The organism is Halopseudomonas pelagia CL-AP6 (assembly GCF_000410875.1).
GTDB classification, from domain to species: Bacteria; Pseudomonadota; Gammaproteobacteria; order Pseudomonadales; family Pseudomonadaceae; genus Halopseudomonas; species Halopseudomonas pelagia.
In genome coordinates, this window is the sequence record NZ_AROI01000009.1 from 331,754 (window position 1) to 358,055 (window position 26,302).

A 26,302-nucleotide genomic window follows, 5' to 3' on the forward strand; every position below is an offset into this window, starting at 1 on the left:
GACACCACAGTCACTTGTTAGAATTTGTTGCCATACTCTCCTCTCTCAACAGGAGCGCTTAGACCATACTTAGCCGAAATAGACTGAACGACTTTGACGAACCAATCTTGGCTATCCGGATGAACCAATATTTTTTCGATAGCATTTACGACGTTTAATTTCATCGATACTCCGAGGGGAGTATCCTTATTCGGGCTGATAGCTGAGTATGTACTTAGTAAAATACGACATTCTTGCTCAAAATTGAAATGTGGCCGTTTTATAAAAAATGGGGCGCTATAGTTAAGCTTACCTTCAACATCTTCAGCTCTAGAATATTGAATATTTTTTAAATGAAACTCTATACCTCCAGAATTTATTGTTGAGATATTCGATTTGAGTTTTCCCACAGTTGTTTGTACGGCAACAGCGTTGCTGTCCCGGCCATAGAGCTCCCACATGACCATGTTTTCATCGACGTTTTTATGCCAACAACTCACATAAGCATTTCTGCATAAATACTCTTGAAAATCATCAGCGCTATTTATCGGTGAGTCATTTTTTTCACAGAAGCTTGCGTAAGCTTTTTCAATGGCAGTTCTCATCTCGCTTGGAAACCGCCCCTCACTTTGATCTCTAAAAGTATCAGACCTAGCAAGCCACAAAGCACCTGAATCCAATAATGATACAAATTTTGCCAGATCGATATATCGCCACAACTTCGTATCCATGGAAAGCGAATCTTCTACTTTGAGTTTCAAGTTACGCAAAATACTCTCTCTCAAAATTCTAACGCCCGCCATAAGCGGCCGAGTGAAACGACGTCCGGTGCACGGAGTGCGCGAACTTAATGGCATGGTTAGGCATCACAGGGGTCCCCCCAAAATAAGACTTCCACTCATCCAAACAGCCCCGCTCTCTGCCGCCGCACTTGGCAGATGTGGTTCATCTTGGTCCAGAGATTCTCCCGCAACTGCTCGCGGTCGGGATCTACGAGCTCATTCAGATAGTCATCGAACGCACTCTCGAGTGCCTCGTGAAATTTCACTACGTCGATAATGTATCCAACGTCGGTGTCTGTTTCCCTCTTTGTTACAAGCAATTCAGCCTGGGAGCGTCGGATGAGCCAGAGCCTCCTTGCCTCCGCTTGATGCAGGAGGCCGCACCTGATGTCCTCATAGAATGCATTTGCAGCTACAGAACAGAAATGAGGCTGGAAGCGTGGACCAGCCAGAAAAGACCTGATGAGCTCCCCTGACTGGCCACGACCATCGACTATTCCTCGCCGAAACTGCTCCAACGCCTCGATTAGCATGCAATCGATGGCGAGGACCACGAATCCCGACGTTTCGGACTGCAGACAGTTGCGAGCGTGATCTAGGAACCTTCCGTCAATGCGATCCCGCAGAATCTCTACCGCTCTCGCCCAATCAGCTTTGGCATCTGGTACAAGCTGAGACCAGTCATCAGCCGTATGCGAAGGTGAGATGCGAAGCGGCCCGACGTCGTGGTAGCCCATTACGACAACTCCATCTTAATGCCTAACGCTTCAATCAGCCGGCGCGTCAGCGGTCGACTGCATTGACTTGTATGGATAATTTCTGCCGTGTTTGGGTAAATTGAGGCCCACCCCCGACGGCCATCGGGGGCCTTCATGCAGCAGCTCGGTGTTGCGACGGCTCCTCTTTCGAGAGACCGATAACAAGTGGGTAGCGCTGCATGACTCTAAAGCGATAACTCGAACAGTCATCGGGGCCTCGAGCCCGTATAGCAAGGCAGAGTCAGCTTATTATGAACAATTCAGAAAACCAAACCCTGATCAACATCGGTGTCGACGTCGGCAAAGCCAAACTCGATATCGCCCTTCATCCTTCCGGACAGTTCTTTACCATTCCTAACAGCGAAGCCCATATCCGCGAGCTTGTGAAAATCCTCAAAGGATTTCCCATTGAGCGGATCGTGGTAGAAGCCACAGGTCGTCATGAGCATGCCCTGGTTCAAGCCTGCAGTCATGCTGGCTTGCCCATCATTGTAGTTAATCCCATCAGTGTTAGGCGCTATGCCCAGGCCATCGGTGTGTTGGCAAAAACTGACCGCATCGACGCTCAGGTCATTGCCAAGTATGCCGCTACACTGAAGCCAGAATTCAAACCTATTCCAGACAAATCCTCTCAGAAAATCAAAGACCTGTTGGCGCGGCGCAGTCAGCTCATGGAGATGTCAACCATGGAGAAAAACCGCCTTCAGATCCTGCCAAAATCGCTTCACAGTTCTATCAAGAGTCTACTCAAAACGCTCCAGACCCAGATCAAGAGCATCACCCGCCAGATCGAGCAGGAAGTCGCCAAGGTCGATCATTGGCAAACCAAAACAGATATCCTGACCAGCGTTCCGGGTGTCGGCAAGGTGCTCGCCTTCACACTACTGAGCGAGCTTCCTGAGCTGGGTGAGCTCAATCGAAAAGAGATTGCGGCATTGGTCGGTGTTGCCCCCATGAACCGTGACAGCGGCAAGCTGACGGGCAAGCGACGGATACGAGGAGGGCGTCATAGAGTCCGGACAGTGATGTTCATGGCCATGCTGTCGGCGATTCAATGCAACCCGGTATTCAAACACTTCTACGAGCGTCTGAAAGCCCAGGGAAAGCTCCCAAAAGTTGCCTTGATTGCCTGCATGCGCAAGATGATTGTGATGCTCAACACCATGGTGAAAAACCAGGAGCCGTGGCGTGAAAAAACAGCCTAATTTGGCTCGTTGACACCACAGTCACTTGTTATGTGCGCTATATTGACACTTCTTTGATAGGTGACATTCGATGCAAAGTGTCTAAGAGATTTGTATATTTATTTTGATTATTTTGTTGATCTTGAATTGCTCGTGCGTAACTGGCTGCTGCACCTAAAAAAGCATTTTCATTACCATCAAGATAACCACCTATCTCCCTGCTTTTCTCTAATGCAGATTCAAGTTGTTTAATAGCACCTACAAGAATCGGATTTTTTGAATAAACAGATCCCCCCCCTACAAGATTTGCTACGTCTAAGGCCAACTGAGCAGCCAACACCACAGGGCTTGTTTCCAACTCCCCATAGCCGCTGCATGAAGGACATACGGTTAACTTGTATTGTGTTACCATTTTCAGAGTTCCATCATTTGAAGTTTAATTGGAGCGGCTTCACATAACGCCCTGCTCGCGCGCCGGTTTGGAGCCGCGAAGCGGCGGAAAATCGGTCGCTGTGCAGCCGATTGTTAGCGCCTTTAATCGCCATTTAAAAGCTTATATTTAATACAAAAACTCTCTACTTCTTTATTTGCTTTCCTTAGACGAGCTTCCTTTTTATGTAGATCCGGAATATTTTCAGGACTGGATAAATCTGTGGCTGCCTCAATACTAAGAAGCGCATAATAGTACAAGTTAGCTAGTCCCTTGTTAAAGTATTCGGGGTCTCTGCACTTAAGATCCGCAGTGCCTTCATTAAAAGTTTTGATCGTTTGATAAAACGTGAAGATCCTTGATCTCTTTTTCCGTGAATAATAAGGTGAAATATCAGAGAAATGTTTGCTATACATTAGCTCGCTAATTTCTCCAGGGGCTGGCTTACCTATCATTCTAGGATCTGCAATCATTCCGGCAATTTCTTCAATTCGAGATCTCTTGTATTGCAGTATGCAAACGATATCCTCAATCTCTACATTAATCGCGGACATTTTCCTCCACACAGTGAAGTAAAACTTTATCCAGTCTGTAGATTGGCCAAGAAAATAACCGATCAAAAGTGTCATTATTGCGATCTGGAAATCAGTCAAATTTTCCCTCTCAGTTTTATGCGCTAACATTTATATAGTGGTCACACCGACCAATATGTCGGTGATCATTTTGTCTTTTTGGAATTTAACTCAAGCGTACCTGGAAGTCCCGTCATACGCAGTTCCCAGCCCCGAATCGGATTTACAGCCACCTGACAAAACGGTCACTGCGACTCATATCCCCGATATCCACTCCGTTTTCAACTCATTGAAATACAATAGTAATTGCGCCGTCTCCGCAATTTTTCTGAGATATGGGTCACAACGATCACTTTTCATGGTTGTTCCGCACTGCTTATTCGTTAATGCTGGTTTTATATACAGCATGGAGGCAGTTTATGGACGACATTCCGGTTCCTCTCCCGTCTCATCCCTTTCGCTTTATGGATCGCTTTCGCGCGCATATGCGTGCCAAACACCTGGCTTATCGTACGGAAAAGACCTATTGCCTTTGGGTGCTTGATTTCATTCGCTTCCATGGGCGGCGCCATCCAGAGGCTATGGGTGCGGAGGAGGTCGATGCCTGGTTGAGCTATCTGGCCAATGAGCGGAACGTAGCGATCAACACCCAGAAAACAGCGCTTAACGCGGTAGTTTATTTGTACCGGCAATTCCTCGGCCGCGACCTGGGTGACTTGCAATTCAGTAAGACCAGTAAAGGGCGTCGTCTGCCGGTGGTGTTTTCTCATGAAGAAGCGATGCAAGTCATTGCCGCTATGCATGGCGCGCATCAGTTGGTTGTCAGCCTGATGTATGGCTCTGGTTTGCGCGTGATGGAAGCTGTGCGTCTGCGTGTGCAGGATGTCGATTTTGCCGAGCAATGTCTCTTCGTGCGCGAGGCCAAGGGCGAGAAGTGGCGGCGTACACTGTTGCCGCAATCCTTGCTGGATCCGTTGCGTGCGCAAATCGATCTGGCCCTGGCTCTGCATCAGCGTGACCTGGGGGAAGGCTTCGGCGCGGTCTATTTGCCGGGAGCTCTGGCCAAGAAATATCCGAAAGCGCCAACCCGCCCACAGTGGCAATACGTTTTTCCTGCGCCGCAAAGGGCAGTCGATCCTCGCAGCCAGGTTGTTCGCCGTCATCATGTAGGTGAGCAGCAGGTGCGCCGCTCTGTGGCTGCGGCCTTGTCCAAGGTGGCCATCCACAAGAAAGCCAGCTGTCATACCTTTCGTCATAGCTTTGCGACCAACCTGCTAAAGGCTGGAACGGATATTCGCAGTATTCAGGAATTGCTGGGTCACACTGATGTGAATACAACGATGATCTACACGCATGTGGTCGGTGCTCACGCCCGTGGAGTGGCGAGTCCGCTGGACAGGGTGTGAACGGTTAGGTCATTTTTGGAGACGCTACCGCCCCACCTGTGCACGTTAATGTCGCGCAGGGTGTAGCCGTGTCGGATTATGGGGTGCAAGAGGGATGTCCGGCGTCCATGCCTGGGAGGGAAGGGGTGCTGACCGTCATCCTTGCTTTGGACTGATATTGCCGTAGTTTTGCAATGATGCCAAGTGGTGTGTGCGGCGAAGCAATGGACGTTTAAGAAGGGGTTGGCCGAGGTGAACTCGGCCATCTCCAGGAGGTGGTGGGCTTAGATCTGTTCGGCCCAGAGGTCGTATTCGTCAGCGTCGGTGACTCTGACGGTGATCATGTCGCCGGGCTGCAGGTCTTGTTCGGTGTCGATGTAAACGTTGCCGTCGATCTCCGGAGCATCAGCCATGGAGCGACCGATGGGGCCGTCCTCGTCTACTTCGTCGATAACGACCTGAATCACGCTGCCGATCTTCTGCTGCAGGCGTGCGCTGCTGATCACTTGCTGGTGGGCCATAAAGCGTTCCCAGCGTTCTTCTTTGACCTCTTCAGGTACGGCGTCGGCCAGCAGGTTAGCGGGGGCGCCGTCGACGGCGGAGTATTTGAAGCAGCCAACGCGGTCAAGCTGGGCTTCGGTCAACCAGTCGAGCAGGTACTGAAAGTCTTCTTCGGTTTCACCGGGGAAGCCGACAATGAACGTCGAGCGGATAGTCAGTTCGGGGCAGATCTCGCGCCATTTCTTGATGCGCGCCAGGGTCTTGTCTTCAAACGCGGGGCGTTTCATGGCCTTGAGCACTTTCGGGCTGGCGTGCTGGAAGGGGATATCCAGATACGGCAGGATTTTGCCCTGGGCCATCAGCGGAATCAGCTCGTCCACGTGCGGGTAGGGGTAGACGTAGTGCAGGCGTACCCAGATGCCCAGTTCGCTGAGCGCTTCGCACATTTCGGTCATGCGTGATTTGACTGGGCGGCCATTCCAGAAGCCGGTGCGGTATTTGATGTCCACGCCATAGGCGCTGGTGTCCTGGGAGATAACCAGCAGTTCCTTCACGCCGGCCTTGGCCAGGCGCTCGGCTTCACCCAGCACATCGCCAATCGGGCGGCTGACCAGTTTGCCGCGCATGCTCGGGATGATGCAGAAGCTGCAGCTGTGGTTACAGCCTTCGGATATTTTCAGGTAGGCGTAGTGGCGGGGCGTGAGTTTGATTCCCTGCGGTGGTACCAGATCGATCAACGGGTTGTGATCAGCGCGGGGCGGCACGACTTCATGTACGGCGTTGACCACCTGCTCGTACTGCTGCGGGCCGGTAACGGCCATCACGCTCGGGTGCACATCGCGGATGACGCTTTCTTCCACGCCCATGCAACCGGTCACGATGACCCGGCCGTTGGCGGCAATGGCTTCGCCGATGGCGTCGAGGGATTCGGCCTTGGCTGTGTCGATAAAGCCGCAGGTGTTGACCACCACCACATCGGCATCTTCATAGGAGCCGACCACGTCATAGCCTTCCATGCGCAGCTGGGTGAGGATGCGTTCCGAGTCGACCAGTGCTTTGGGGCAGCCGAGTGAAACAAACCCGACTTTGGGATTGGTCGATGCAGTAGTAGACATGTGGGTCCTTTTGGGCGCGCGGCCGGAGCCGAAGAATTCGAACGGCGTATTCTATCGACGGCTTTGCGAGCTGACCAGCAGCAAGAACTGCCATTGGTCAGCTATTTAGTGCTGCTACTTAGTTCGGGGCCTAGCGCTCCTTGATTTCCTTCACATCTGACTGTGGGATCTGGTTGACGCGGCCATCCTGGTCTTCGTACATGATCATGCCAGTGTCTTCATCAATCTCGGGCTTGGTTTGGCTTTCTATCAGCCGGCCATCGTTGGTGCTGATGATGTGATCGCTGGCACAACCAACCAGAGTGAGCATGCCCAAAGCGCAGATACTTGCCAAAATGGTTCTTTTCATATCGTGTTCTCTTAAAAATAGATTGTCAAAATGTTCAAAAATAGGACCAGAGCCATTTTAAAACGTTCAATTGAATTGCTCTGTAGACCCTTTGGCCAGGCCTTGTGCGCATAAAAAAACCCCGCACCAGGCGGGGTTTTTAACCTGCTTACTGCTTACAGCTGCGCGACCGGGATGGACGCTGCGGCTTTCTGGTAAGACTCGATTTCGTTGAAGTTCATATAGCGATAGATATCAGCGGACATGCTGTTGAGTTCAGCCGCGTAGCCCATGTATTCCTCAACGGTCGGCAGGCGACCCAGAATCGAAGCAACCGAAGCCAGCTCGGCAGAGGCCAGATACACATTGGCGCCATCACCCAGGCGGTTCGGGAAGTTCCGCGTGGAGGTGGAAACCACGGTGGACTTGGCCGCCACGCGTGCCTGGTTACCCATGCACAGCGAGCAGCCGGGCATTTCCATGCGTGCGCCAGCCTTGCCGTAAATGCCGTAGTAGCCTTCTTCGGTGAGCTGGAACTGATCCATCTTGGTCGGTGGAGCCAGCCACAGACGGGTCGGCAGGGCACCCTTGTTCTTCTCCAGCAGCTTGCCGGCAGCGCGGAAGTGACCGATGTTGGTCATGCAGGAACCGATGAAGACTTCATCAATCTTCTCACCAGCCACCTGGGACAACAGACGGGCATCATCCGGATCGTTCGGCGCACACAGGACCGGCTCTTTTACGTCGGCCAGATCAATCTCGATCACGGCGGCGTATTCGGCATCGGCATCAGCCTGCATCAGCTTGGGATCAGCCAGCCAGGCTTCCATGGCCTGGGCGCGACGCTCCAGGGTACGGGCATCCTGATAACCGTTGGCAATCATCCAGCGCAGCAGGACGATGTTGGATTTCAGGTATTCGGCAATGGACTCTTCGCTCAGCTTGATGGTACAGCCGGCAGCGGACCGCTCTGCGGAAGCGTCGGACAGCTCGAATGCCTGTTCGGCAGTCAGGTTGTCGAGGCCTTCGATTTCCAGAATGCGACCGGAGAAGACGTTCTTCTTGCCTTTCTTCTCAACGGTCAGGTGACCTTCCTGAATCGCGTAGTAGGGGATTGCATGCACCAGATCACGCAGGGTGATACCGGGCTGCATTTCGCCCTTGAAACGCACCAGAACGGATTCCGGCATGTCCAGCGGCATGACGCCAGTGGCTGCAGCAAAAGCGACCAGACCGGAACCGGCCGGGAAGGAAATGCCCATCGGGAAGCGGGTGTGCGAGTCGCCACCGGTACCGACGGTGTCAGGCAGCAGCATGCGGTTCAGCCAGCTGTGGATGATGCCGTCGCCTGGGCGCAGTGCAACACCACCACGGTTGTGGATGAAGTCAGGCAGCGTGTGGTGCGTGGTCACGTCGATCGGCTTGGGGTAAGCCGCAGTGTGGCAGAACGACTGCATCACCAGATCGGCGGAGAAGCCCAGGCAAGCCAGGTCTTTCAGCTCGTCGCGAGTCATCGGGCCAGTGGTGTCCTGGGAGCCAACGGTGGTCATCTTCGGCTCGCAGTAAGTGCCGGGGCGAACGCCCTCAACATTGCAGGCTTTGCCAACCATCTTCTGCGCCAGGGTGAAACCTTTGGTGCTGGCAGCCGGTACGTCGGGCTTGCGGAACAGGTCGGCAGCAGGCAGACCCAGTTCAGCACGGGCCTTGTCGGTCAGGCCGCGGCCAATGATCAGCGGAATACGGCCACCGGCGCGGACTTCGTCGAGCAGCACCTGGGTCTTCAGTTCAAAGGTGGTGATAACGTCGTCGGTACCGTGCTTGCACACCTTGCCGTCATACACATAGACGTCGATGACGTCACCGGTATTGATGTCGTTGACATCGAATTCGATCGGAAGAGCGCCAGCATCTTCCATGGTGTTGTAGAAGATTGGAGCGATCTTGTTACCGAAGCAGAAGCCGCCAGCGCGCTTGTTCGGAACAAAGGGCACGTCGTCACCGAAATACCAGAGTACCGAGTTAGTCGCCGATTTACGCGAAGAACCGGTACCGACCACGTCACCGACGTAGGCGACCGGAAAGCCTTTGGCTTTGACTTCTTCGATCATCTTCAGCGGACCGATGGCCCCTTGCTCGTCCGGCACGATACCGTCACGGGCCATTTTCAGCATGGCCAGGGCGTGTAGCGGGATGTCCGGACGCGACCAGGCATCTGGAGCGGGGGACAGGTCGTCGGTGTTGGTTTCGCCAGGCACCTTGAATACGCTCAGGGTGACTTTTTCGGCAACGGCTGGGCGGTTGGTAAACCACTCGCCATCAGCCCAGGACTGCAGTACTTCCTTGGCGTGGGCATTGCCCTTTTTGGCGCGATCAGCAACGTCGTGGAAGGCATCGAACATCAGCAGGGTGTGCTTGAGTTCCTTGGCGGCGGTAGCAGCCAGTTCGTCGTTGTCGAGCAATTCGACCATGGTGACGATGTTGTAGCCACCCTGCATGGTGCCGAGCAGCTCGACGGCACGCACTTTGGTCAGCAGTGGTGAGGTAACTTCGCCTTTGGCGACGGCAGACAGGAAGCCAGCCTTGACGTAGGCGGCTTCGTCTACGCCTGGCGGTACGCGATTGGTCAGCAGGTCGAGCAGAAACTCTTCTTCGCCAGCCGGTGGATTTTTCAGCAGGTCAACGAGACCGGCGGTTTGTTCGGCGTTCAGCGGCTGGGGCACGATGCCCTGTGCTGCGCGTTCTTCTACGTGTTTGCGATAGGCTTCTAGCACAATTATTACCCTCATCAGTCTGTTCTGCTTGTGGCGGAACGGTCATCCTCACGGACCCAGAGAAGCACTGAATAAGCATCTTGATGAAGGGAGTTATTCAGTGCTTCCCCTTACGTGCCGGATACGGCTGAGTGCAGGCATGCGCCTGGTACGGGTGGCGGGCAACCCGGTAACTGACCTGATGCTGGCGCGGCAGATACGGAGGGGGTTGCGGTTGACGCCTGACACACAGCCCTAACGGCGGGCTGATTCTACAGCAAGCATGAGGTAAAGTTAAGCAGCCAGACACTATGACCTTGGTCTGAGACAGTTCAAGCAGAGCGACCGTTGGTTTACCCTTGGCCGCCTGCTCAGTGGAGAAAAATACGTGTCTGAACTTGCCTATACCGATAAAACCCCCTGCGTCGGCCTCTGTTCCACCGTATACGGCGATCAGGTCTGCCGCGGTTGTAAACGCTTCAGTCATGAGATTATTCAGTGGAACAGCTATGCCTCGGGAGAAAAGGCTGCGGTCTGGCTGCGCCTGGAGCAATTGCTGGCGCAGGTGGTCAGCGCGCGTATTGAAATCGTATCCGGGCTGATGCTGCGCCAGGCGTTGGACCAGCGCAAAATCATCTATCTGGATGAGCAGCCCCTGGCCTGTCACGTACACAGATTACTGGTCCGGGGCGGAGAGGGCGCGCTGCAGGGCGCGGGGGTGCGGGTGCGTCCCGCTTATGCGCAGTTGAGCATAAAGCAGTTGCGCGACGACATTGATCAAACCTTCTTTGGCCTGTCTGAAGCTTATTATCAGCGTCATGCCTCCGCACAGCCGGGCAAGTAGTTACGATACTACTGCTCGACTGGCGGTGCATGGCCTTAAATCGACGACTTTATCTTTGTAATATGCTTTCCAGGTGGGCCATGGTGTCTTCAGGCTTGAGCACCAGAATATCCGAGTCCAACTGGTCGAGTATCACTTCTGCAGTATTGCCTATCAATGCTCCAGCGATCCCCTTGCGGGCGACTGTGCCGATAACAGTTACGCTCGCGCCGATGTGTCGCGCGACCTTGGGTATCAAGGTGTCAGCCGGGCCTTCATCGATGTGCATATGCTCCAGATCCAATCCGTTGGCGGTGGCATAACGCTGTGCCTCGTCGCGGTAGCGGTTGGCAATATTTTCGCGCACCTGGTAGATCGGATCAGCCGCCGAGAGCATGGGTGCGGGGTGTGCGCTGACCAGGTGCAGATCGCCATTGATCATCTCGACGATATCCGCCGCGTGACTGACGATGGTGTCATGCAGTACGTGGTGCTGATCATCATGATTACCCACGTCGACCGCAGCCAGCACGCTGCCTTTCATCCAGGAGGCAGTGGTTTTAACCAGAAGCACAGGGACAGGGCAGTAACGCAGCAGCTTCCAGTCGTCTGGCGTCAGCAGTGCTTTTTTCAGCGGGCTGTCTGGCAGGTGTTGTTTTACTACCAGTTCGCAGCCCTGGCTGCCCAGTACGTGAATCACGGTATCGGTCATGCTGCCGTGCCAAGCTTGACTGCTCGTGGCCTCAATGCCGCTGGCCTTGAGTTCGGAACAGTATTTATCCAGCATCGGTAGGTGATCTTGGCGGTCTTCGCACACTAGCAGGTGCAGATCCGACTCAATAACGCCAGCGATGAGCTTGGCTCGGTTCAGTGCCAATTGATCCGTCTGGGTAGGATCAATGACGACGAGAATTCGTTTTATCGATTGCATGGCTTTCTCCCTTGTTGCGCTTTGGCGCTTATTTGGTTTCTCTGTTAAATGTAGCCGGTTTTCATATACTCGCCGTTGATATGGATCAAGAGCAGTGGGTGCGCTCACTACGCTAGTCATGGATAATCAACCCTTTAGCCCGATAATCCAACTGCCCCGGACCCAGCCCGCCCATGAGCTTGCCGCAAGAATTGATTGATTTTCTACCCTGTCGCACACCCCAGGCCTGGGTAGATCAGGCGCTAAGGCATCCGGAAGAGCTGTTGATCGATCATGCCAATTGCGAGAAAAAAGCGGCCTCTACTGCGTTGAATCTGATGTTCCGGTATATCGACAAGCCGGTTTTACTGCAGAAAATGTCGCGCCTGGCCCGGGAGGAGTTGCGCCACTTTGAGCAAGTGACGGCATTGATGCAGCAGCGCGGCATCGTATACCGAGGCTTGTCGGCCAGCCACTATGCGCAGCGCCTGCGTCAGCATATACGCACGAGCGAGCCAGGCAGGCTGGTGGACACACTGATCGTTGGTGCTTTTATCGAGGCGCGGTCGTGTGAGCGTTTTGCTTGTCTAGCGCCTCATCTGGACCTTGAACTCGGCGATTTCTATCGCTCGCTGCTTAAATCCGAGGCACGGCATTATCAAGATTATCTCGGCCTGGCCAAGCAGTTTGCTGAGCAGCCGATTGAGGATCGCATTGCCTTGTTTGCACAGGTGGAAGGTCAAGCCATCCACGAAAATGACAGCGACTTTCGCTTTCACAGCGGAGCCGCCGAAGGGGACCGCCAGGGAGCGCTGCGCGCTGTCAGATAAACTCGCCATAAATCAGTCAGTAAGCGTCTATACTGAGAGTTGCACAGAGCTGCCAGAACCTAATTCGAGGAGCACTAATGGCGATCAAACAACCTGCCAGAGCTACTATTTATCGCGTGCTGCTGATACCGGCGGCATTGCTTGGGCTGCTTGGTGTAGGCTCGGCGCAGGCGGCCGGTGGGGTGTGTGAGCGTATTGTGGTGACGGGCAATCCCCAGTATCCGCCGATCCTTTGGGTCAATCCGGATGATGATAAACACCTGGTTGGTGCGGGGGTTGAGCTGCTGGAAATGGCCCTGGAAGGTACTGGCGTGAAGGCCGAGGTACTGAATGTCGGCCCCTGGTCGCGGGCACAGGAAGAAGTGCGTAGTGGTCGAGTGGACATGCTCGCGGGTGCCTTCCTGACCCGTGAGCGTCTGGGCTATATGGACTATATTTACCCGCCCTATGTTGAAGTGCCGAGTGTGCTGTTTGTCAAACGTGGGGAAGTGTTTCCCTACAGTGGTTGGGACGACCTGCGCGACAAGACCGGGAGCACACTGCTAAATAACAGTTATGGAATGGCTTTTGATAGGTTCTCGCGTGATCATTTGCGTGTAGAGCAGGTGTCATCGATTGAGCAGTCGTTCCAGACCTTGGTGCGCGGGCGCGTCGATTATGTGATCTATGAGCGCTATCAGGGGATGGCAGTAGCTCAGCAACTGGGTATTGAAGACCAGTTGGAGATTATCGAGGGATCGCTGATTAACGAGCAGTTGTATTACACGCTGTCGCACAATTCGGCCTGCAACTCGCCACAGCTGCGCGCCATACTTGCGCAGAACATGCAGGATCTGGCCAGCAAAGGCGAACCGCGGCGGTTGCTGGAGAAGTACCGCCAGGTGTGGGCGGACCGGTTCGCCCCGGAAGACCCGCAGTTAATCGAACAGCCGTTAGCTGAATAGGTTGGGCCGCATAGGTCCGGCCGCACAGGCTTGATCGAATAGGCTGCTAAGCAGAACAGTTTGTTCTAGGCTGTTTTGAACCTGCACAGTTGTAGGCTTTGCTATTCTGTACAGGTCCATTCTCGGACAACTGTACGGCGATCACTGGATAACCCTGCGTTAGGGTACCCTATGACGCAGGAGAGCTTCGATGACCAGCCTTTTATACCAGCAGATTGCCCGCCAACTGGCTGATGATATCCGCAAGGGATTTTATCAACCGGGCGAGCGTGTACCTTCGGTGCGCAAACTCAGCACCCAAAAGGGCGTAAGCCACGCCACGGTATTGCATGCCTACGCTACCCTGGAAGATCAGGGCTTGATTAGGGCGCGCCCCCAATCCGGTTATTATGTACACCAGACACCGGCTTTGACCGCACCCACCCCACCGATTTCCCGAGTGGAGCCGCCTTACGCGGTCACGCGGAGCGGCATTATCAGCGAGATTCTCAACTTGTCCCGGCGCAGCGATGTGATGCCGCTCGGAGCAGCGGTGCCGTCCAGCGAGTTTCTGCCACTGCGGGCATTGCATCAGCAGATGAGCAAGGTCACGCGCTTTCATGGCAAAAAAGCCTACAGCTATATATTCAGCCCTGGTTACGAACCCTTGCGGCGTCAGGTGGCTATTCGTATGCGCGATGCCGGTGCGGTTGTCGACCCGTCACAGATCGTCATTACCAACGGGTGTGTGGAGGCGCTGCAATTGTGTCTCAGGGCACTCACTAGCCCTGGCGATTTGATTGCGAGCGAATCACCCAGTTATTACGGCTTGGTGCAGTTGTGCCAGTTGCTCGGCTTGAAAGTAATTGAAATACCCACTGACCCGGAGACCGGTCTGAGTCTGGAGTCATTGGAAAAAGCTGCGGATAAGTGGCCAATCAAAGCGCTGGTGGTAACCGCTCGCGCGGGCAATCCGATGGGTGCAACCATGGCCGAAAACCGTCAGCGTAAGCTGGTCGGCATGATGGCGCAGCGGGGCATTCCGATTGTAGAGGACGACATCTATGGTGAGCTGATGTTTGAGCCGGGCAGGTCCAAGGCGCTCAAGGCGTTCGATTGCTCAGATACTGTGCTGTATTGCTCGAGCTTCTCGAAAACCATTTCGCCGGGCTTGCGCACTGGCTGGGTCATTGCTGGCAAGCATCAGGATACCATCGAGAAGCTGCAGACGTTCACCACATTATCGGCCTGCAGCGTCAGTCAGATGGCAGTAGCGGCCTATCTGGAGAACGGCGGGTATGATCGGCATTTGCGTTATATTCGGCAGGAATACCGGCGCAATTTGAGCCATTTCCAGCTGGCAATACAGCAGTATTTTCCCGAGGGCACACAGATTACCCGGCCTAAAGGTGGCTTTATTTTGTGGGTCAGTTTGCCCGGAAATGTGGATGCGCAGCTGCTTTTTACCCAGGCGTTGGAGCATGGTATCAGTATTGCCCCGGGGGCAGTGTTCAGTAATTCGGATCAGTTTAACCACTGTTTCCGGCTGAATTGTGGGGTGCTGTGGAATCAGGAGACTGAGCGGGCGGTGATGACACTGGGGGTTTTGGCTAAAGGTTTATTTAGTAAAAACAGGGAGGTAGAGGAGGTTGGTGAGGAAGTGGCTTAGGTATTTTGGGGGCTGAGGTTGGAGCTCTGTGTGAGCTAAATCCATCGCAGCGAGGCCGCCGCTCCCACCGGCCATCGCGCCTACCGTGCAAGACTCCCCAGGTAGTCACTCTTACCGGGCAGGAACCCCCTCAAGCGGTCGCTTCTACTGTCCTGAGCAAGAACTGCTCAGGCCTCTGCTCCCACTGGGCAGGATCTACTCAGACAGTTGCTCTTACTGAGCAAGATCCCTCAGGCTGTTACTGGACAGGAGCCGTTCAGGCATTTGCTCCCACTGGGCAGGGCTCCCTCAAGGAGTTGCTGCTACTGGGTAGGATTTCCTCAGACAGTTGCTCCCCATAGGACAGGAGCTTCTTCAGATCGGTGGGAGCGGCGGCCTCGCCGCGATAGCAGAGCCCGAACCAACCAGACCCTACCGAGCCGCCAACCGCGCCCGCGCTACCCTCGACCCATTCTCCCGGCCCAATACCTGGCTGATCCGTGCACCCGCATCAACCAGCAGATCCAGATCGATCCCGGTCTCGATGCCTAGCCCAGTGAGCATATAGAGCACATCTTCACTGGCCACATTGCCGGTGGCGCCCTTGGCGTAGGGGCAACCGCCCAGCCCGGCGACGGAGCTGTCAAAGACGCTGACACCTTCCAGCAGGCTGGCGTAAATATTTGCCAAGGCCTGACCGTAGGTGTCATGGAAGTGCCCGGCCAAGCGGTCGCGCGGCACCTGCCCGGCCACCACCTCGATCAGGTGGCGAGTGGCGCCGGGCGTGCCGGTGCCGATGGTGTCACCCAGCGATACTTCATAACAGCCCATGGCAGACAATTCTTGGGCGATCAGCGCGACCTGATCTGCGGTGACGTCGCCCTGGTAGGGGCAACCGAGTACACAGGAAATATAACCGCGTACCCTCACGCCCGCAGCCAGCGCCGCCTCTAATACCGGGGTGAAGCGATTAATGCTGTCGGCAATCGAGCAGTTGATGTTGCGCTGGGAAAAGGCTTCCGAGGCTGCGGCGAATACAGCCACTTCGTGTACGCCAGCCGCCAGTGCGGCTTCAAAGCCCTGAAGGTTAGGCGTCAGCGCTGAATAGGACACACCCGGGCGCTGCTGGATGCCAGCGAAAACCTCCGCCGAGCCAGCCATCTGCGGGACCCACTTGGGTGATACAAAGCTGCCCACTTCAATATGGTTGACGCCGGCGGCGCTCAGGTCATCTACCAGGCGCACCTTGGCCTGTACGCTGATGGGCTGAGCTTCGTTTTGCAGCCCGTCACGCGGGCCAACATCGACCAGTCGCACCTTCTGCGGCAATGTCATTCACTATCCTCCAGTTCCACCAGCACGGTGCCTTCGGCGACCAAGTCGCCTTCGACGCAAAACAAGGCTGTGACCTTGCCATCCTGCGGCGCGCGAATGCTGTGTTCCATTTTCATCGCTTCGAGCACCAGCAGTACGCTACCAGCCTGCACCCGATCACCGACCTGGGCCATTAAGCGCACAATACTGCCATTCATCGGCGCTAGAAGGCCACCACTGTGCTGCTGGGCCTGTTCTGCCTGGCTAATGGGGTCGAAGGCTTGCAGCGGATGCCAATGGCTTTGCCAGAACAGACATACCGCTCCCGCCGCTAGCCGCAAAGGGTAGCGCTGGGTCATGCCGTCACGCTCGATAGTCAGCATCTGTGCGCTTTGATCGAAGCTGCATCCGTGGGTATCCAGCGTATCCAGTTGTCGGCCCTGTTCGCCACTGCGCAAATGCACGCGGCTGGAGGCGGGCAGGCCGCTACGCCAGCCTGATGGCAGTGTTTGCCAGGGGCAGGGTGGTGCGTGCTCGATCAGGCGTTGGCTGATTAGCCAGGCACAGCCTGCCACCGCCCAGAAGTCGTCGGTCAAAATGGGCCGGGGTGGTATTAGCACGGTTTCGTGCCGGGAAATAAAGCCGGTATCCAGCTGCGCGGCAGCAAAAGCCGGGTGCTCGATAATGCCGGTGAGGAAGCTCAGATTGGTCTGCAGCCCTGCTATGGCGGTTTCACGCAACATGCCGAGCAAATTCAGGCGTGCGGCTTCGCGGGTGTCGCCCCAGGCTATCAGTTTAGCCAGCATCGGATCGTAAAAAGGCGATACGTCATCGCCTTCACTCACGCCGCTGTCCATGCGCCGGCCGGGCCCATGGGCGGGTTCACGATACAGGGCCAGGCGCCCACTGGCGGGCAGGAAGCCGTTGGAGGGATCTTCGGCGTACAGCCGCGCTTCTATCGCATGACCATTGAGGGGCACCTGGGCCTGCTCCAATGGCAATGGTTTGCCCTGGGCGATGTTCAGCTGCCAGGCGACCAGATCCTGGCCGGTGATGGCTTCGGTGACCGGATGCTCTACCTGCAGCCGCGTGTTCATTTCCATGAAATAGAAACGCTGCTGCTCGTCGAGCAGAAACTCGACGGTACCGGCACCGACATAACCGATGGCCTTGGCTGCTGTCACGGCGGCATCGCCCATGGCTTCACGCAGGGCGGCGCTAAGACCGGGCGCGGGCGCTTCTTCAATGACTTTCTGATGGCGGCGCTGGATCGAACAATCACGCTCATTCAGATGAATGCAGTGGCCGTGTTGATCGGCGAACACCTGGATTTCGATATGCCGCGGCCTGATTAAATAGCGTTCTACCAGCATGCGGCTGTCGCCAAAGCTGGCCAGCGCTTCGCGCTGCGCCGACGCCAATGCAGCAGCCAATTCGGCGTCGCTTTCGACTACTTTCATACCCTTGCCGCCACCACCTGCCACGGCCTTAAGCAGTACCGGATAGCCCATGGCGGTAATTTCCTGGCGCAAGCAGGTCAGGCTCTGGTCGTCGCCATGGTAGCCGGGCACTAGCGGTACGCCAGCCTGTGCCATCAGCGTCTTGGCAGCAGACTTGCTGCCCATGGCATCGATGGCACTGGCCGGCGGGCCGATAAAGATCAGCCCCTGGTTTTCGCAAGCCCGGGCAAACTCGGCATTTTCCGACAGAAAGCCGTAACCGGGATGCACTGCCTGCGCGCCTGTCGCTTTCGCGGCTGCCAGGATCAGGTCTGTGCGTAGATAGCTGTCAGCCGGCTTGGCGCCGCCGAGATTGATCGCCACATCCGCTTCACGCACATGCTGTGCATGGCGGTCTACCTCACTGTGTACGGCTACGGTGCGTATGCCTAGCGCCTTGGCCGTGCGCATAATGCGGCAGGCAATTTCGCCGCGGTTGGCGACCAGCAAAGTCGTAATGGGTGTGCTCATCGGGGTTTATTCCAGGTTCTGTTGCCAGCTCGGCTTGCGTTTATCGAGGAAGGCTTTCAGTCCTTCCTGGCCCTCGGGGCTGACGCGTACGCGAGCGATAGACGCTTCGGTGTAACGACGCAAGGCGGTGGTGAGTTCGCCGTGTTTGACCTCGTGCATCAGCGCTTTGGTGGCGCGCATCGCGGCAGGCCCGTTGAGCAGCAGATTGGCGGACCAATCGGCTACAGCCTGTGCCAACCTGTCGGCGGGGTAGGCGGCGGCAAGCAGGCCAAGCTGCTCTGCCCGTTGGCCATCGAAGCGTTCGGCGGTCAATGCGTAGCGCCGCGCGGCGCGCTCGCCAATTGCCTTGACCACATAGGGGCTGATCACGGCGGGCAGAATGCCGATGCGCACCTCGGATAGCGAAAACAAGGCGTCTTCGCTGCCGATGGCCATATCACAGCAGCTGATCAGCCCTAGCGCACCGCCAAAGGCGGCGCCTTGCACGACCGCCAGCGTCGGTAACTTCAACTGATAGAGGCTGGCCATTACCTGCGCCAGTTCGCGTGAGTCGTTCAGGTTGGCGTTGTAATCGAGCTCGGCGCTTTCTTGCATCCAGGCCAGATCCGCGCCCGCGGAAAAATGTTTGCCACGCCCGCGCAGCAGCATAAAACGCAACTCTGGCCGCGCTTCAATTGCGTCAAAAGCCAACAGCAGCTCGCGAATCATCTCGGCGTTGAACGCGTTGTTCTTCTCCGGGCGGTTGAGCCAGAGCGTGGCAATGCCGGTGCTGGAGAAGTCGAGTTGCAGCGTATTGAAAGAGGTCATGGCTATCTCGGTTGTCGCGAGCGCTGCCAGCCGCAAGCTGGTCGTGCAGGCGTGTAATCAGGGGGGGCTGAACCTTCCGGTCCAGCGTTGTTCGGTTATCAATACGTATGTCAGACCGCTTACCCCTACATCCTGAATACCCCAAAGCGTGTCTGCCCTATCGGCGCATTCAGTGCGGCGGACAGGGCCAGGCCGAGTATGTCTCGCGTCTGGGCCGGGTCGATGACGCCGTCATCCCAGAGTCTCGCGCTGGAGTAGTAGGGGTGTCCTTGGCGTTCGTACTGCTCTAGGATGGGGTCGCGCAATTGCGCCTGTTGATCTGCGGTGAAGGTGCCGCCACGGCGCTCGGCCTGTTCCTGCTTGACCTGCACCAGCACGCCAGCGGCCTGTTCGGCGCCCATCACCGAAATACGCGCATTCGGCCACATCCATAAAAAGCGCGGGTCATAGGCGCGGCCGCACATCCCATAATTGCCGGCACCAAAACTGCCGCCGATAATGACTGTAAATTTGGGTACCTGAGCACAGGCCACAGCGGTAACCAGTTTGGCGCCGTGTTTGGCGATGCCGCCGGCCTCGTATTTCTGCCCGACCATAAAGCCGGTGATGTTCTGCAGAAAGACCAGTGGAATACCACGCTGACAGGCTAGCTCGATAAAGTGCGCGCCTTTTTGCGCCGACTCGGCAAACAGGATGCCATTATTGGCCAGAATCGCCACCGGGTGGCCGTGCAGATGGGCGAAGCCGCAGACCAGCGTGCTGCCATAGAGTGCCTTGAATTCATCGAACTGGCTGTCGTCGACCAGTCGGGCGATCACCTCGCGCACCTCGAAGGGCTGCTTGGGGTCGGCCGGGATCACGGCGTACAGATCCTCCGCTGGATAGCGCGGCTCGATGGTCGCGCGCAGATTCAGCTCACCCTGTTTGCGCCAGTTCAAATTGGCAATGCAATGCCGCGCCAGCGCCAGCGCGTGTTCGTCATTCTCGGCGTAATGATCCGCCACGCCAGAGATTTTGCAGTGTACATCCGCGCCACCCAGCTGCTCGGCGCTGACCACTTCGCCGGTGGCGGCCTTGACCAGTGGTGGGCCCGCCAGAAAAATCGTCGCCTGATCACGCACCATGATGGCTTCATCGGCCATGGCCGGTACATAGGCGCCGCCAGCGGTACAGGAACCCATGACCACGGCGATCTGGGCAATGCCCTGGGCGCTCATGTTGGCCTGATTGAAAAAGATCCGACCAAAATGCTCGCGATCGGGAAAGACCTCATCTTGCCGCGGTAGGTTAGCGCCGCCGGAGTCCACCAGGTAGATACAGGGCAGACGGTTTTGCTGGGCGATGGTCTGTGCGCGTAAATGCTTTTTGACCGTCAGCGGATAGTAGGAACCGCCTTTGACCGTCGCATCGTTGGCGACAATCATGCACTCCACGCCCTCTACCCGGCCAATCCCGGCAATGATTCCGGCCGCCGGGACGTCTTCGTCATATACCCCATGCGCTGCCAACTGACCGATTTCGAGAAAGGGCGAGCCGGTATCCAGCAAGGTATCGATACGCTGGCGCGGTAGCAGCTTGCCGCGCGACAAATGCCGCTCCTGCGCCGTTGCTCCCCCGCCTTCGGCGACCTTGCACAATAACGTCCGCAAATCCTCGACCAGGTGGCGCATGGCGTCGCGGTTGGCCGCGAACTCGGGGCTGGACGGATGCATCTGCGTAGGCAGGATACTCATGGCATTGCCTCGATACACAGTGGCAAGCCATAAGCTGCCAGCGGCAAGCTGCCCTTTGCTGCACCGGCCTGCTCGCTGGATCCGCACCGCTTGCCACTTGAACCTTGTAGCTTGCCGCTAAGCTCAGCGCGTTTCATTAAACAACTCCCGCCCGATCAGCATCCGCCGAATCTCGCTGGTGCCAGCGCCGATCTCATAGAGTTTGGCGTCGCGCAACAGACGGCCCGTGGGGTAGTCATTGATATAGCCATTGCCGCCGAGAATCTGGATCGCATCCAGCGCCATCTGCGTGGCACGCTCGGCGGTATACAGTATGACCCCCGCAGCGTCCTTGCGGGTGGCTTCGCCGCGATCGCAGGCCTGGGCTACGGCGTACAGGTAGGCGCGGCTGGCGTTGAGTTGGGTGTACATATCCGCGACCTTGCCCTGGATCAGCTGAAACTCACCGATGCTCTGGCCGAACTGCTTGCGGTCATGAATGTAGGGCACCACTTCATCCATACAGGCCTGCATGATGCCAACCGGCCCGCCCGCCAGTACCACGCGCTCATAATCCAGGCCGCTCATCAATACCTTCACGCCGGCATTCAGGTCGCCAAGGATGTTCTCGGCAGGCACTTCTACGTTGTCGAAGATCAGCTCGCAGGTGTTGGAGCCGCGCATGCCGAGTTTGTCGAGCTTGGGTCCGCGGGAGAAGCCGGCCCAGTCGCGCTCGACGATAAAGGCGCTGATGCCATGAGCGCCTTTGTCGGGCTCAGTCTTGGCATAAATCACATAGACGTGGGCATCCGGGCCATTGGTGATCCACATCTTGGTGCCGTTAAGCAGATAGCGGTCGCCCTTTTTCTCGGCGCGCAGCTTCATGCTGACCACGTCGGACCCGGCATTGGGCTCGCTCATCGCCAGCGCACCGATATGTTCGCCACTGATCAGGCCGGGCAGGTAGCGGGCCTTCTGTGCCGGCGTGCCATTACGATTGATCTGGTTCACACAGAGGTTCGAGTGCGCGCCGTAAGAGAGGCCCACAGAGGCCGATGCGCGGCTAATCTCTTCTATGGCGACCACATGCGCGAGGTACCCCAGCCCAGCACCGCCGAATTCTTCGGCAACGGTAATACCCAGCAATCCCATGTCGCCAAAGCGCAGCCACATGTCCTCGGGGAACAGGTTGTCGCGGTCGATCTGCGCTGCGCGCGGTGCCAGCTCGGCGCGGCAAAAACCCTGCAGCTGCTCGCGCAGCATGTTTATCGTATCGCCGTGGGCAAAGTTCAAGGAGCTGTAATGCATGGGGTCACCTGTAGCCAATGGTTCTGGATCGGTCGGTAAGGGCTAATGAATGCGGCCAAAGCGCTATCAGGCGCTAGTTGGGCTGGATACATGGGCGGCTTTGAGCGCCGTGTAGCATCGCTCCTCGGCGCTATCGAGCTCAATCTGCATTTGTTGAATATCCAGCATCTGCTGATCAAGCTGCGCGCGCCGCTCGGCGATTTTGCCGAGCATGCTGTGCAACTGCTTCTGATTGTCGCCCAGTGGGTCGTATAGCTGGATCAATTCCCTGCATTCAGCGAGCGAAAAGCCGATGCGTTTGCCACGCAGGATCAACTTCAAGCTGACCTTGTCTCTGGCTGAATAGATACGTTCTTGACCTCGGCGCTCGGGACTCAGGAGGCCCTGCTCTTCGTAGAAGCGAATAGCGCGGGTGGTGATATCCAGTTCGCGGGCAAGATCGGAGATGGAGTAGGAGGGCATGGAAGACACCTTGGTTAACCTTTACGTTAACGTAAGGCAGTGCGTGGAAACTGTCAATCAAGCTGAGTGCAAAGGGTCCGGATGCTGGAGGGGTGCCATTGGGAATAGGGGGGTAACGGGAGGCAGCAGCGGGCGCGTAACGCCCGCTGCTGGCAACTATTGAGCAGCTTCGGCCTCGCGCTCGCGCATGATTTTACGTTCTAGTTGTTGCGACAGCTCGATGATCTGTTCACGCATCCAGCGGTTGGCCGGGTCCTGATCAGTGCTTTCATGCCAGAACAGGTGTGTTTCGATCGGTGGTACGTCGTCGATAGGCAGCTCTGAATAATGCAACTGGTGGCGGCGGGCGAAGCGCTCGGGCACGGTCATGACCATGTCGGTCGATTCGAGCACCAGCGGCGCCATCTGGTAATGCTGCGAGCGCAACACCACACGGCGCTGCAAGCCGATCTTGCCGAGCGACAGGTCCACATGCCCCAGGCCATTGCGGCGGCTGGAGATGTGAATATGCGACTGGCCAAGGTAGTCATCCAGTGTGATTTTCGTTTTGCTGGTCAACGGGTGATCGCGGCGCATGACGCAGACGTAGCGGTCTTCAAACAGCTTGACGTGACGGACCTGGGTATCGGTATTCAGCGGTGCGTCGATAGCAAAATCCAGACGCCCGGCAGCCAGCTCTTTGGTCGTCTCACGGCGTTTGGTCAAAAAGCTGTCGATATTGATGTTGGCTGCTAGCCGGCGAATACGTGACGCCAGATGCGGCAAAATCACCGCCTCGGTCAAATCGGTCATGCTGATACGATAGGTTTTGGTCGCCTGATCCGGGTTGAAACTGCGGCTTTCCTGCACGGATACGCGCAGCAACTGCAATGCATGGCGCACAGGGGTAATGATGTTTTGCGCCATGGGCGTGGGCACCATGCCCTGGGCCGTTCTGACAAACAGCGGATCATTGAAGGTCTCGCGCAGACGGGCGAGGGCGTTGCTCACTGCAGGTTGGGTGATGCCGACAATCTGTCCGGCGCGGGTCAGATTGGCTTCGGTATAGATGGCATCAAATACAATGAACAGGTTCAAGTCGACTTTACTGAGGTTCATGCCAACATCGTCCTTCGGTAGGGCTTAGGCAAGGTGACTCACATAGAGATATCACCCACTCATAATAAGTGAAGTATATATTGCTTATACGGCTTTATACACGCAGAAAATAGGTTAGATAAATCGGGGAGCCTCATCTAGCATCACCAGGGTCGCTACACCATCGTCATCAAAAAAGGCCCGCAACTATGGATTTTGGATACTCACCCAAGGTTAATGACCTCCGCGAACGCGTTGACGCATTCATGCAGGAGCACGTGTTCCCCGCCGAGCACATCTTTCATCAACAGGTGAATGAAGGTGATCGCTGGCAGCCCACCGCTATCGTCGAAGAACTCAAGGTAAAGGCCCGCGCTGTCGGCCTGTGGAACCTGTTTCTTCCCGAGTCCGAGCTGGGCGCCGGCCTGACCAACCTGGAATACGCACCCCTGGCTGAGCTGATGGGTCGTTCCGGTCTGGCTTCCGAAGCCTTCAATTGCAGCGCGCCGGACACCGGCAATATGGAAACTATCGTTCGTTACGGCAACGAAGAACAGAAAGAGCGCTGGGTCAAGCCGCTGCTGGCTGGCGAAATTCGTTCTTGCTTCGGCATGACCGAGCCGGGCGTGGCGTCTTCCGACGCGACCAATATGCAGGCCAATGCCCGTCGCGAAGGTGACGAATGGGTCATCAACGGTCGCAAATGGTGGACCTCCGGCGCCTGCGATCCGCGCTGCAAGATCATGATCTTCATGGGTCTGACCAATCCGGATGCGCCGCGTCACCAGCAGCACTCGATGATTCTGGTGCCTATGGACTCTCCCGGTCTGAAAGTCATTCGCCCGCTGCCGGTATTCGGTTATGACGATGCACCACACGGCCATGCCGAAGTGCTGTTGGAAAACGTGCGTGTACCCTACGAAAACGTGCTCTTGGGTGAGGGCCGTGGCTTTGAAATCGCTCAGGGTCGTCTTGGGCCAGGCCGTATTCACCACTGCATGCGCTCCATTGGCGCTGCCGAGCGCGCTCTTGAGCTGATGTGCCGTCGCTCGGTTGAGCGTGAAGCCTTCGGCAAGCGTCTGGCTCAGCTGGGCGGCAATATTGACCTGATCGCCGAGTCGCGTATCGAGATCAATCAGGCGCGCCTGTTGACGCTGAATGCGGCCTACATGATGGATACCGTGGGTAACAAGGTCGCGAAAAGTGAAATTGCTCAGATCAAAGTTGCGGCGCCGAACGTTGCGCTGCGAGTAATCGATCGGGCAATCCAGATGCACGGTGGTGCTGGCGTATCGGAAGATACTCCGTTGGCACATATGTATGCCATGCAGCGTACTTTGCGTCTGGCTGATGGCCCGGACGAAGTGCACCGCGCCGCTATTGGCAAGCATGAGCTGGGTAAGTACATGGCGCGCTGATTGTGCAGCTATGCTAAAAACCGCTTGCCGGGCTAGCGCCTGGTGAGCGGTTTTTTTATGCCTGCGGGATTGGGTTCAGGGCTATCCAGTCAAGCTGCGGCTTGGCAAGCGTTAGCCTGGAGGCCAGGCAACACAACGCCCACCCGAATTATCTTCGGATGTGCGAAAAAAGCAGGCGTTGGTATTGGCCGGCGTGGCCAGAGAAACGGCTAGAACGGTTGCCCGAATTAACGAGCGCGGTAGGTGATACGACCCTTGGTCAGGTCATAGGGCGTCAATTCAACACGCACTTTGTCACCGGTCAGGATGCGGATGTAATTTTTGCGCATCTTGCCTGAAATATGGGCAGTAACAACGTGACCGTTCTCCAGTTCAACGCGGAACATGGTATTCGGCAGCGTGTCTACAATGGTGCCTTCCATTTCAATACTTTCTTCTTTCGCCATTAAGGCCTCTCACATGTCGGAAAAAACAGCGGGCAACTGAAGCTGCGCCCGCAAAAAAGGTGAGCAATTGTGCCTGAAAAGCGCACAACAACCAAGTTTCATTGATAAATACTACCAAATAACCCCGATGAGAGGCGTTCTCGCAATGTGAATTCGCTTAACTGAGCTGCACCCAGCGCTGGTTGACCAGCATCTCTAGCGGGCGATATTCGGTCTTGTAGTTCATTTTCCTGCAGCCTTTTATCCAGTAGCCCAGGTAGAGTGCGTGGAGCTGCTGGCGCCGTGCTTCTTCTATCTGCCAGAGTATGGCATAGCGCCCCAGGCTACGCCGGTTATGTTCTGGCGCATAAAAGGTATACACCGCAGACAGACCGTTATGCATGCGGTCGGTCACGGCAATGGCCAACAATTCAGCCCCCAGGCGAAATTCGTAAAACTGGCTGAAAGGCCAGTCGCGTACTAGAAAAGAAGCGAATTGCTCTCGGCTGGGTGGATGCATGTCTCCATCCTGGTGCCGGGCTTCTATATAGCGCGCATACAGATCATAGTTTTCATCCGTCAGAGCCGGAGCCTGCGCGCTGACCCGCAGGTCGCTGTTGCGGCGAATAATGCGCGTTTGCTGTTTGTTCGGTGTAAAAGAGGCAACGGCGATACGCGAGGCAATGCACGCAGAGCAGGCCTGGCAGTGGGGGCGGTACAGGTGATCGCCGCTGCGCCGGAAGCCAAGCTCGGAAAGCTGGCTGTAGGTTTCCAGGTCAATAGGCTGCTGCGGGTCGAGAAACAAGGTTGTCGCTCGCTGCTCCGGCAGGTAGCTGCACGCGTGGGGCTGCGTGGCATAGAACTTGAGATGAGCCAGATTAGCCATGATGA

At 56.2% G+C, this 26,302-nt stretch carries 24 protein-coding genes; 7 read left to right on the forward strand and 17 right to left on the reverse strand.

Going from position 1 to position 26,302, the window contains the following annotated elements; all coding sequences use genetic code 11:
* Positions 1-17 precede the first annotated feature (17 nt).
* Positions 18-710, reverse strand: coding sequence for a hypothetical protein (locus K787_RS0109110; protein ID WP_152486809.1), 693 nt, complete (start codon positions 708-710; stop codon positions 18-20).
* 167 nt (positions 711-877) lie between these two features.
* Positions 878-1,498, reverse strand: coding sequence for a hypothetical protein (locus tag K787_RS24280; protein ID WP_022962491.1), 621 nt, complete (start codon positions 1,496-1,498; stop codon positions 878-880).
* A gap of 272 nt (positions 1,499-1,770) precedes the next feature.
* On the opposite strand from K787_RS24280, the gene K787_RS0109120 reads away from it, so the two are divergent.
* Complete coding sequence (locus K787_RS0109120) at positions 1,771-2,724, forward strand: IS110 family RNA-guided transposase (RefSeq protein ID WP_022962492.1); 954 nt, start codon at positions 1,771-1,773, stop codon at positions 2,722-2,724.
* A gap of 37 nt (positions 2,725-2,761) precedes the next feature.
* Here K787_RS0109120 and K787_RS25040 read toward each other — a convergent pair whose 3' ends face one another.
* Positions 2,762-3,115: a hypothetical protein gene (locus tag K787_RS25040; protein WP_152486810.1), complete on the reverse strand. Its 354-nt coding sequence runs from the start codon at positions 3,113-3,115 to the stop codon at positions 2,762-2,764.
* A gap of 122 nt (positions 3,116-3,237) precedes the next feature.
* Positions 3,238-3,762, reverse strand: a complete 525-nt coding sequence (locus K787_RS0109125) for a hypothetical protein (protein ID WP_152486811.1) — start codon at positions 3,760-3,762, stop codon at positions 3,238-3,240.
* 362 nt (positions 3,763-4,124) lie between these two features.
* Between K787_RS0109125 and K787_RS0109130 the strand changes: the two genes are divergently transcribed.
* Complete coding sequence (locus K787_RS0109130) at positions 4,125-5,111, forward strand: integron integrase (RefSeq protein ID WP_022962494.1); 987 nt, start codon at positions 4,125-4,127, stop codon at positions 5,109-5,111.
* A 263-nt stretch (positions 5,112-5,374) separates the two neighbouring features.
* Here the strand turns inward: K787_RS0109130 and rimO are convergent, their stop codons facing one another.
* The 3 genes from rimO to acnB all read right to left on the reverse strand — a co-directional run bounded on the left by rimO (position 5,375) and on the right by acnB (position 9,805).
* Positions 5,375-6,706, reverse strand: coding sequence for a 30S ribosomal protein S12 methylthiotransferase RimO (rimO, locus tag K787_RS0109135; RefSeq protein WP_022962495.1), 1,332 nt, complete (start codon positions 6,704-6,706; stop codon positions 5,375-5,377).
* 130 nt (positions 6,707-6,836) lie between these two features.
* Positions 6,837-7,055: a YgdI/YgdR family lipoprotein gene (locus K787_RS0109140; RefSeq protein ID WP_022962496.1), complete on the reverse strand. Its 219-nt coding sequence runs from the start codon at positions 7,053-7,055 to the stop codon at positions 6,837-6,839.
* A gap of 155 nt (positions 7,056-7,210) precedes the next feature.
* Positions 7,211-9,805: a bifunctional aconitate hydratase 2/2-methylisocitrate dehydratase gene (acnB, locus tag K787_RS0109145; protein ID WP_028614774.1), complete on the reverse strand. Its 2,595-nt coding sequence runs from the start codon at positions 9,803-9,805 to the stop codon at positions 7,211-7,213.
* Positions 9,806-10,172: 367 nt separating this feature from the next.
* On the opposite strand from acnB, the gene K787_RS0109150 reads away from it, so the two are divergent.
* Positions 10,173-10,628 carry a DUF1289 domain-containing protein gene (locus K787_RS0109150; protein ID WP_022962498.1) on the forward strand — a complete coding sequence of 152 codons (456 nt, stop codon included), beginning with the start codon at positions 10,173-10,175 and terminating at the stop codon, positions 10,626-10,628.
* A gap of 49 nt (positions 10,629-10,677) precedes the next feature.
* On the opposite strand, the gene K787_RS0109155 is transcribed toward K787_RS0109150, so the two are convergent.
* Complete coding sequence (locus K787_RS0109155) at positions 10,678-11,538, reverse strand: universal stress protein (protein WP_022962499.1); 861 nt, start codon at positions 11,536-11,538, stop codon at positions 10,678-10,680.
* 173 nt (positions 11,539-11,711) lie between these two features.
* On the opposite strand from K787_RS0109155, the gene K787_RS22670 reads away from it, so the two are divergent.
* The 3 genes from K787_RS22670 to K787_RS22680 all read left to right on the forward strand — a co-directional run bounded on the left by K787_RS22670 (position 11,712) and on the right by K787_RS22680 (position 14,939).
* Entirely contained in the window at positions 11,712-12,347 is a 636-nt protein-coding gene (locus tag K787_RS22670; RefSeq protein WP_022962500.1) for a MiaE family protein, read from the forward strand.
* Between the two features lie 77 nt (positions 12,348-12,424).
* Complete coding sequence (locus K787_RS22675; RefSeq protein WP_022962501.1) at positions 12,425-13,291, forward strand: substrate-binding periplasmic protein; 867 nt, start codon at positions 12,425-12,427, stop codon at positions 13,289-13,291.
* 190 nt (positions 13,292-13,481) lie between these two features.
* Positions 13,482-14,939, forward strand: a complete 1,458-nt coding sequence (locus K787_RS22680) for an aminotransferase-like domain-containing protein (protein WP_022962502.1) — start codon at positions 13,482-13,484, stop codon at positions 14,937-14,939.
* 411 nt (positions 14,940-15,350) lie between these two features.
* Here K787_RS22680 and K787_RS0109175 read toward each other — a convergent pair whose 3' ends face one another.
* The 7 genes from K787_RS0109175 to K787_RS0109210 all read right to left on the reverse strand — a co-directional run bounded on the left by K787_RS0109175 (position 15,351) and on the right by K787_RS0109210 (position 23,589).
* Positions 15,351-16,253, reverse strand: a complete 903-nt coding sequence (locus K787_RS0109175; RefSeq protein ID WP_022962503.1) for a hydroxymethylglutaryl-CoA lyase — start codon at positions 16,251-16,253, stop codon at positions 15,351-15,353.
* Entirely contained in the window at positions 16,250-18,202 is a 1,953-nt protein-coding gene (locus K787_RS0109180; protein ID WP_022962504.1) for an acetyl/propionyl/methylcrotonyl-CoA carboxylase subunit alpha, read from the reverse strand. The genes K787_RS0109175 and K787_RS0109180 overlap by 4 nt, the downstream gene beginning before the upstream one ends.
* A 6-nt stretch (positions 18,203-18,208) precedes the next feature.
* On the reverse strand, positions 18,209-19,009 hold the full coding sequence (locus K787_RS0109185; RefSeq protein WP_022962505.1) for a gamma-carboxygeranoyl-CoA hydratase: 801 nt from the start codon (positions 19,007-19,009) through the stop codon (positions 18,209-18,211).
* A gap of 125 nt (positions 19,010-19,134) precedes the next feature.
* The gene (locus K787_RS0109190; protein WP_022962506.1) at positions 19,135-20,742 is read right to left on the reverse strand and encodes a carboxyl transferase domain-containing protein; all 1,608 of its coding nucleotides are present in this window, start codon (positions 20,740-20,742) and stop codon (positions 19,135-19,137) included.
* Positions 20,743-20,865: 123 nt separating this feature from the next.
* Entirely contained in the window at positions 20,866-22,029 is a 1,164-nt protein-coding gene (locus K787_RS0109200) for an isovaleryl-CoA dehydrogenase (RefSeq protein WP_022962508.1), read from the reverse strand.
* A 66-nt stretch (positions 22,030-22,095) separates the two neighbouring features.
* Positions 22,096-22,491, reverse strand: coding sequence for a MerR family transcriptional regulator (locus tag K787_RS0109205; protein ID WP_022962509.1), 396 nt, complete (start codon positions 22,489-22,491; stop codon positions 22,096-22,098).
* Between the two features lie 156 nt (positions 22,492-22,647).
* A complete protein-coding gene (locus K787_RS0109210; protein WP_022962510.1) occupies positions 22,648-23,589 on the reverse strand; it encodes a LysR family transcriptional regulator in 942 nt (313 codons plus the stop codon).
* Positions 23,590-23,777: 188 nt separating this feature from the next.
* On the opposite strand from K787_RS0109210, the gene K787_RS0109215 reads away from it, so the two are divergent.
* Positions 23,778-24,986, forward strand: coding sequence for an acyl-CoA dehydrogenase (locus tag K787_RS0109215; RefSeq protein WP_022962511.1), 1,209 nt, complete (start codon positions 23,778-23,780; stop codon positions 24,984-24,986).
* A gap of 227 nt (positions 24,987-25,213) precedes the next feature.
* On the opposite strand, the gene infA is transcribed toward K787_RS0109215, so the two are convergent.
* Together infA and K787_RS0109225 are read right to left on the reverse strand one after the other, a co-directional pair.
* The gene (gene infA, locus K787_RS0109220) at positions 25,214-25,432 is read right to left on the reverse strand and encodes a translation initiation factor IF-1 (protein ID WP_022962512.1); all 219 of its coding nucleotides are present in this window, start codon (positions 25,430-25,432) and stop codon (positions 25,214-25,216) included.
* Between the two features lie 157 nt (positions 25,433-25,589).
* The gene (locus K787_RS0109225) at positions 25,590-26,297 is read right to left on the reverse strand and encodes an arginyltransferase (RefSeq protein WP_022962513.1); all 708 of its coding nucleotides are present in this window, start codon (positions 26,295-26,297) and stop codon (positions 25,590-25,592) included.
* Between the last annotated feature and the right edge of the window lie 5 nt (positions 26,298-26,302).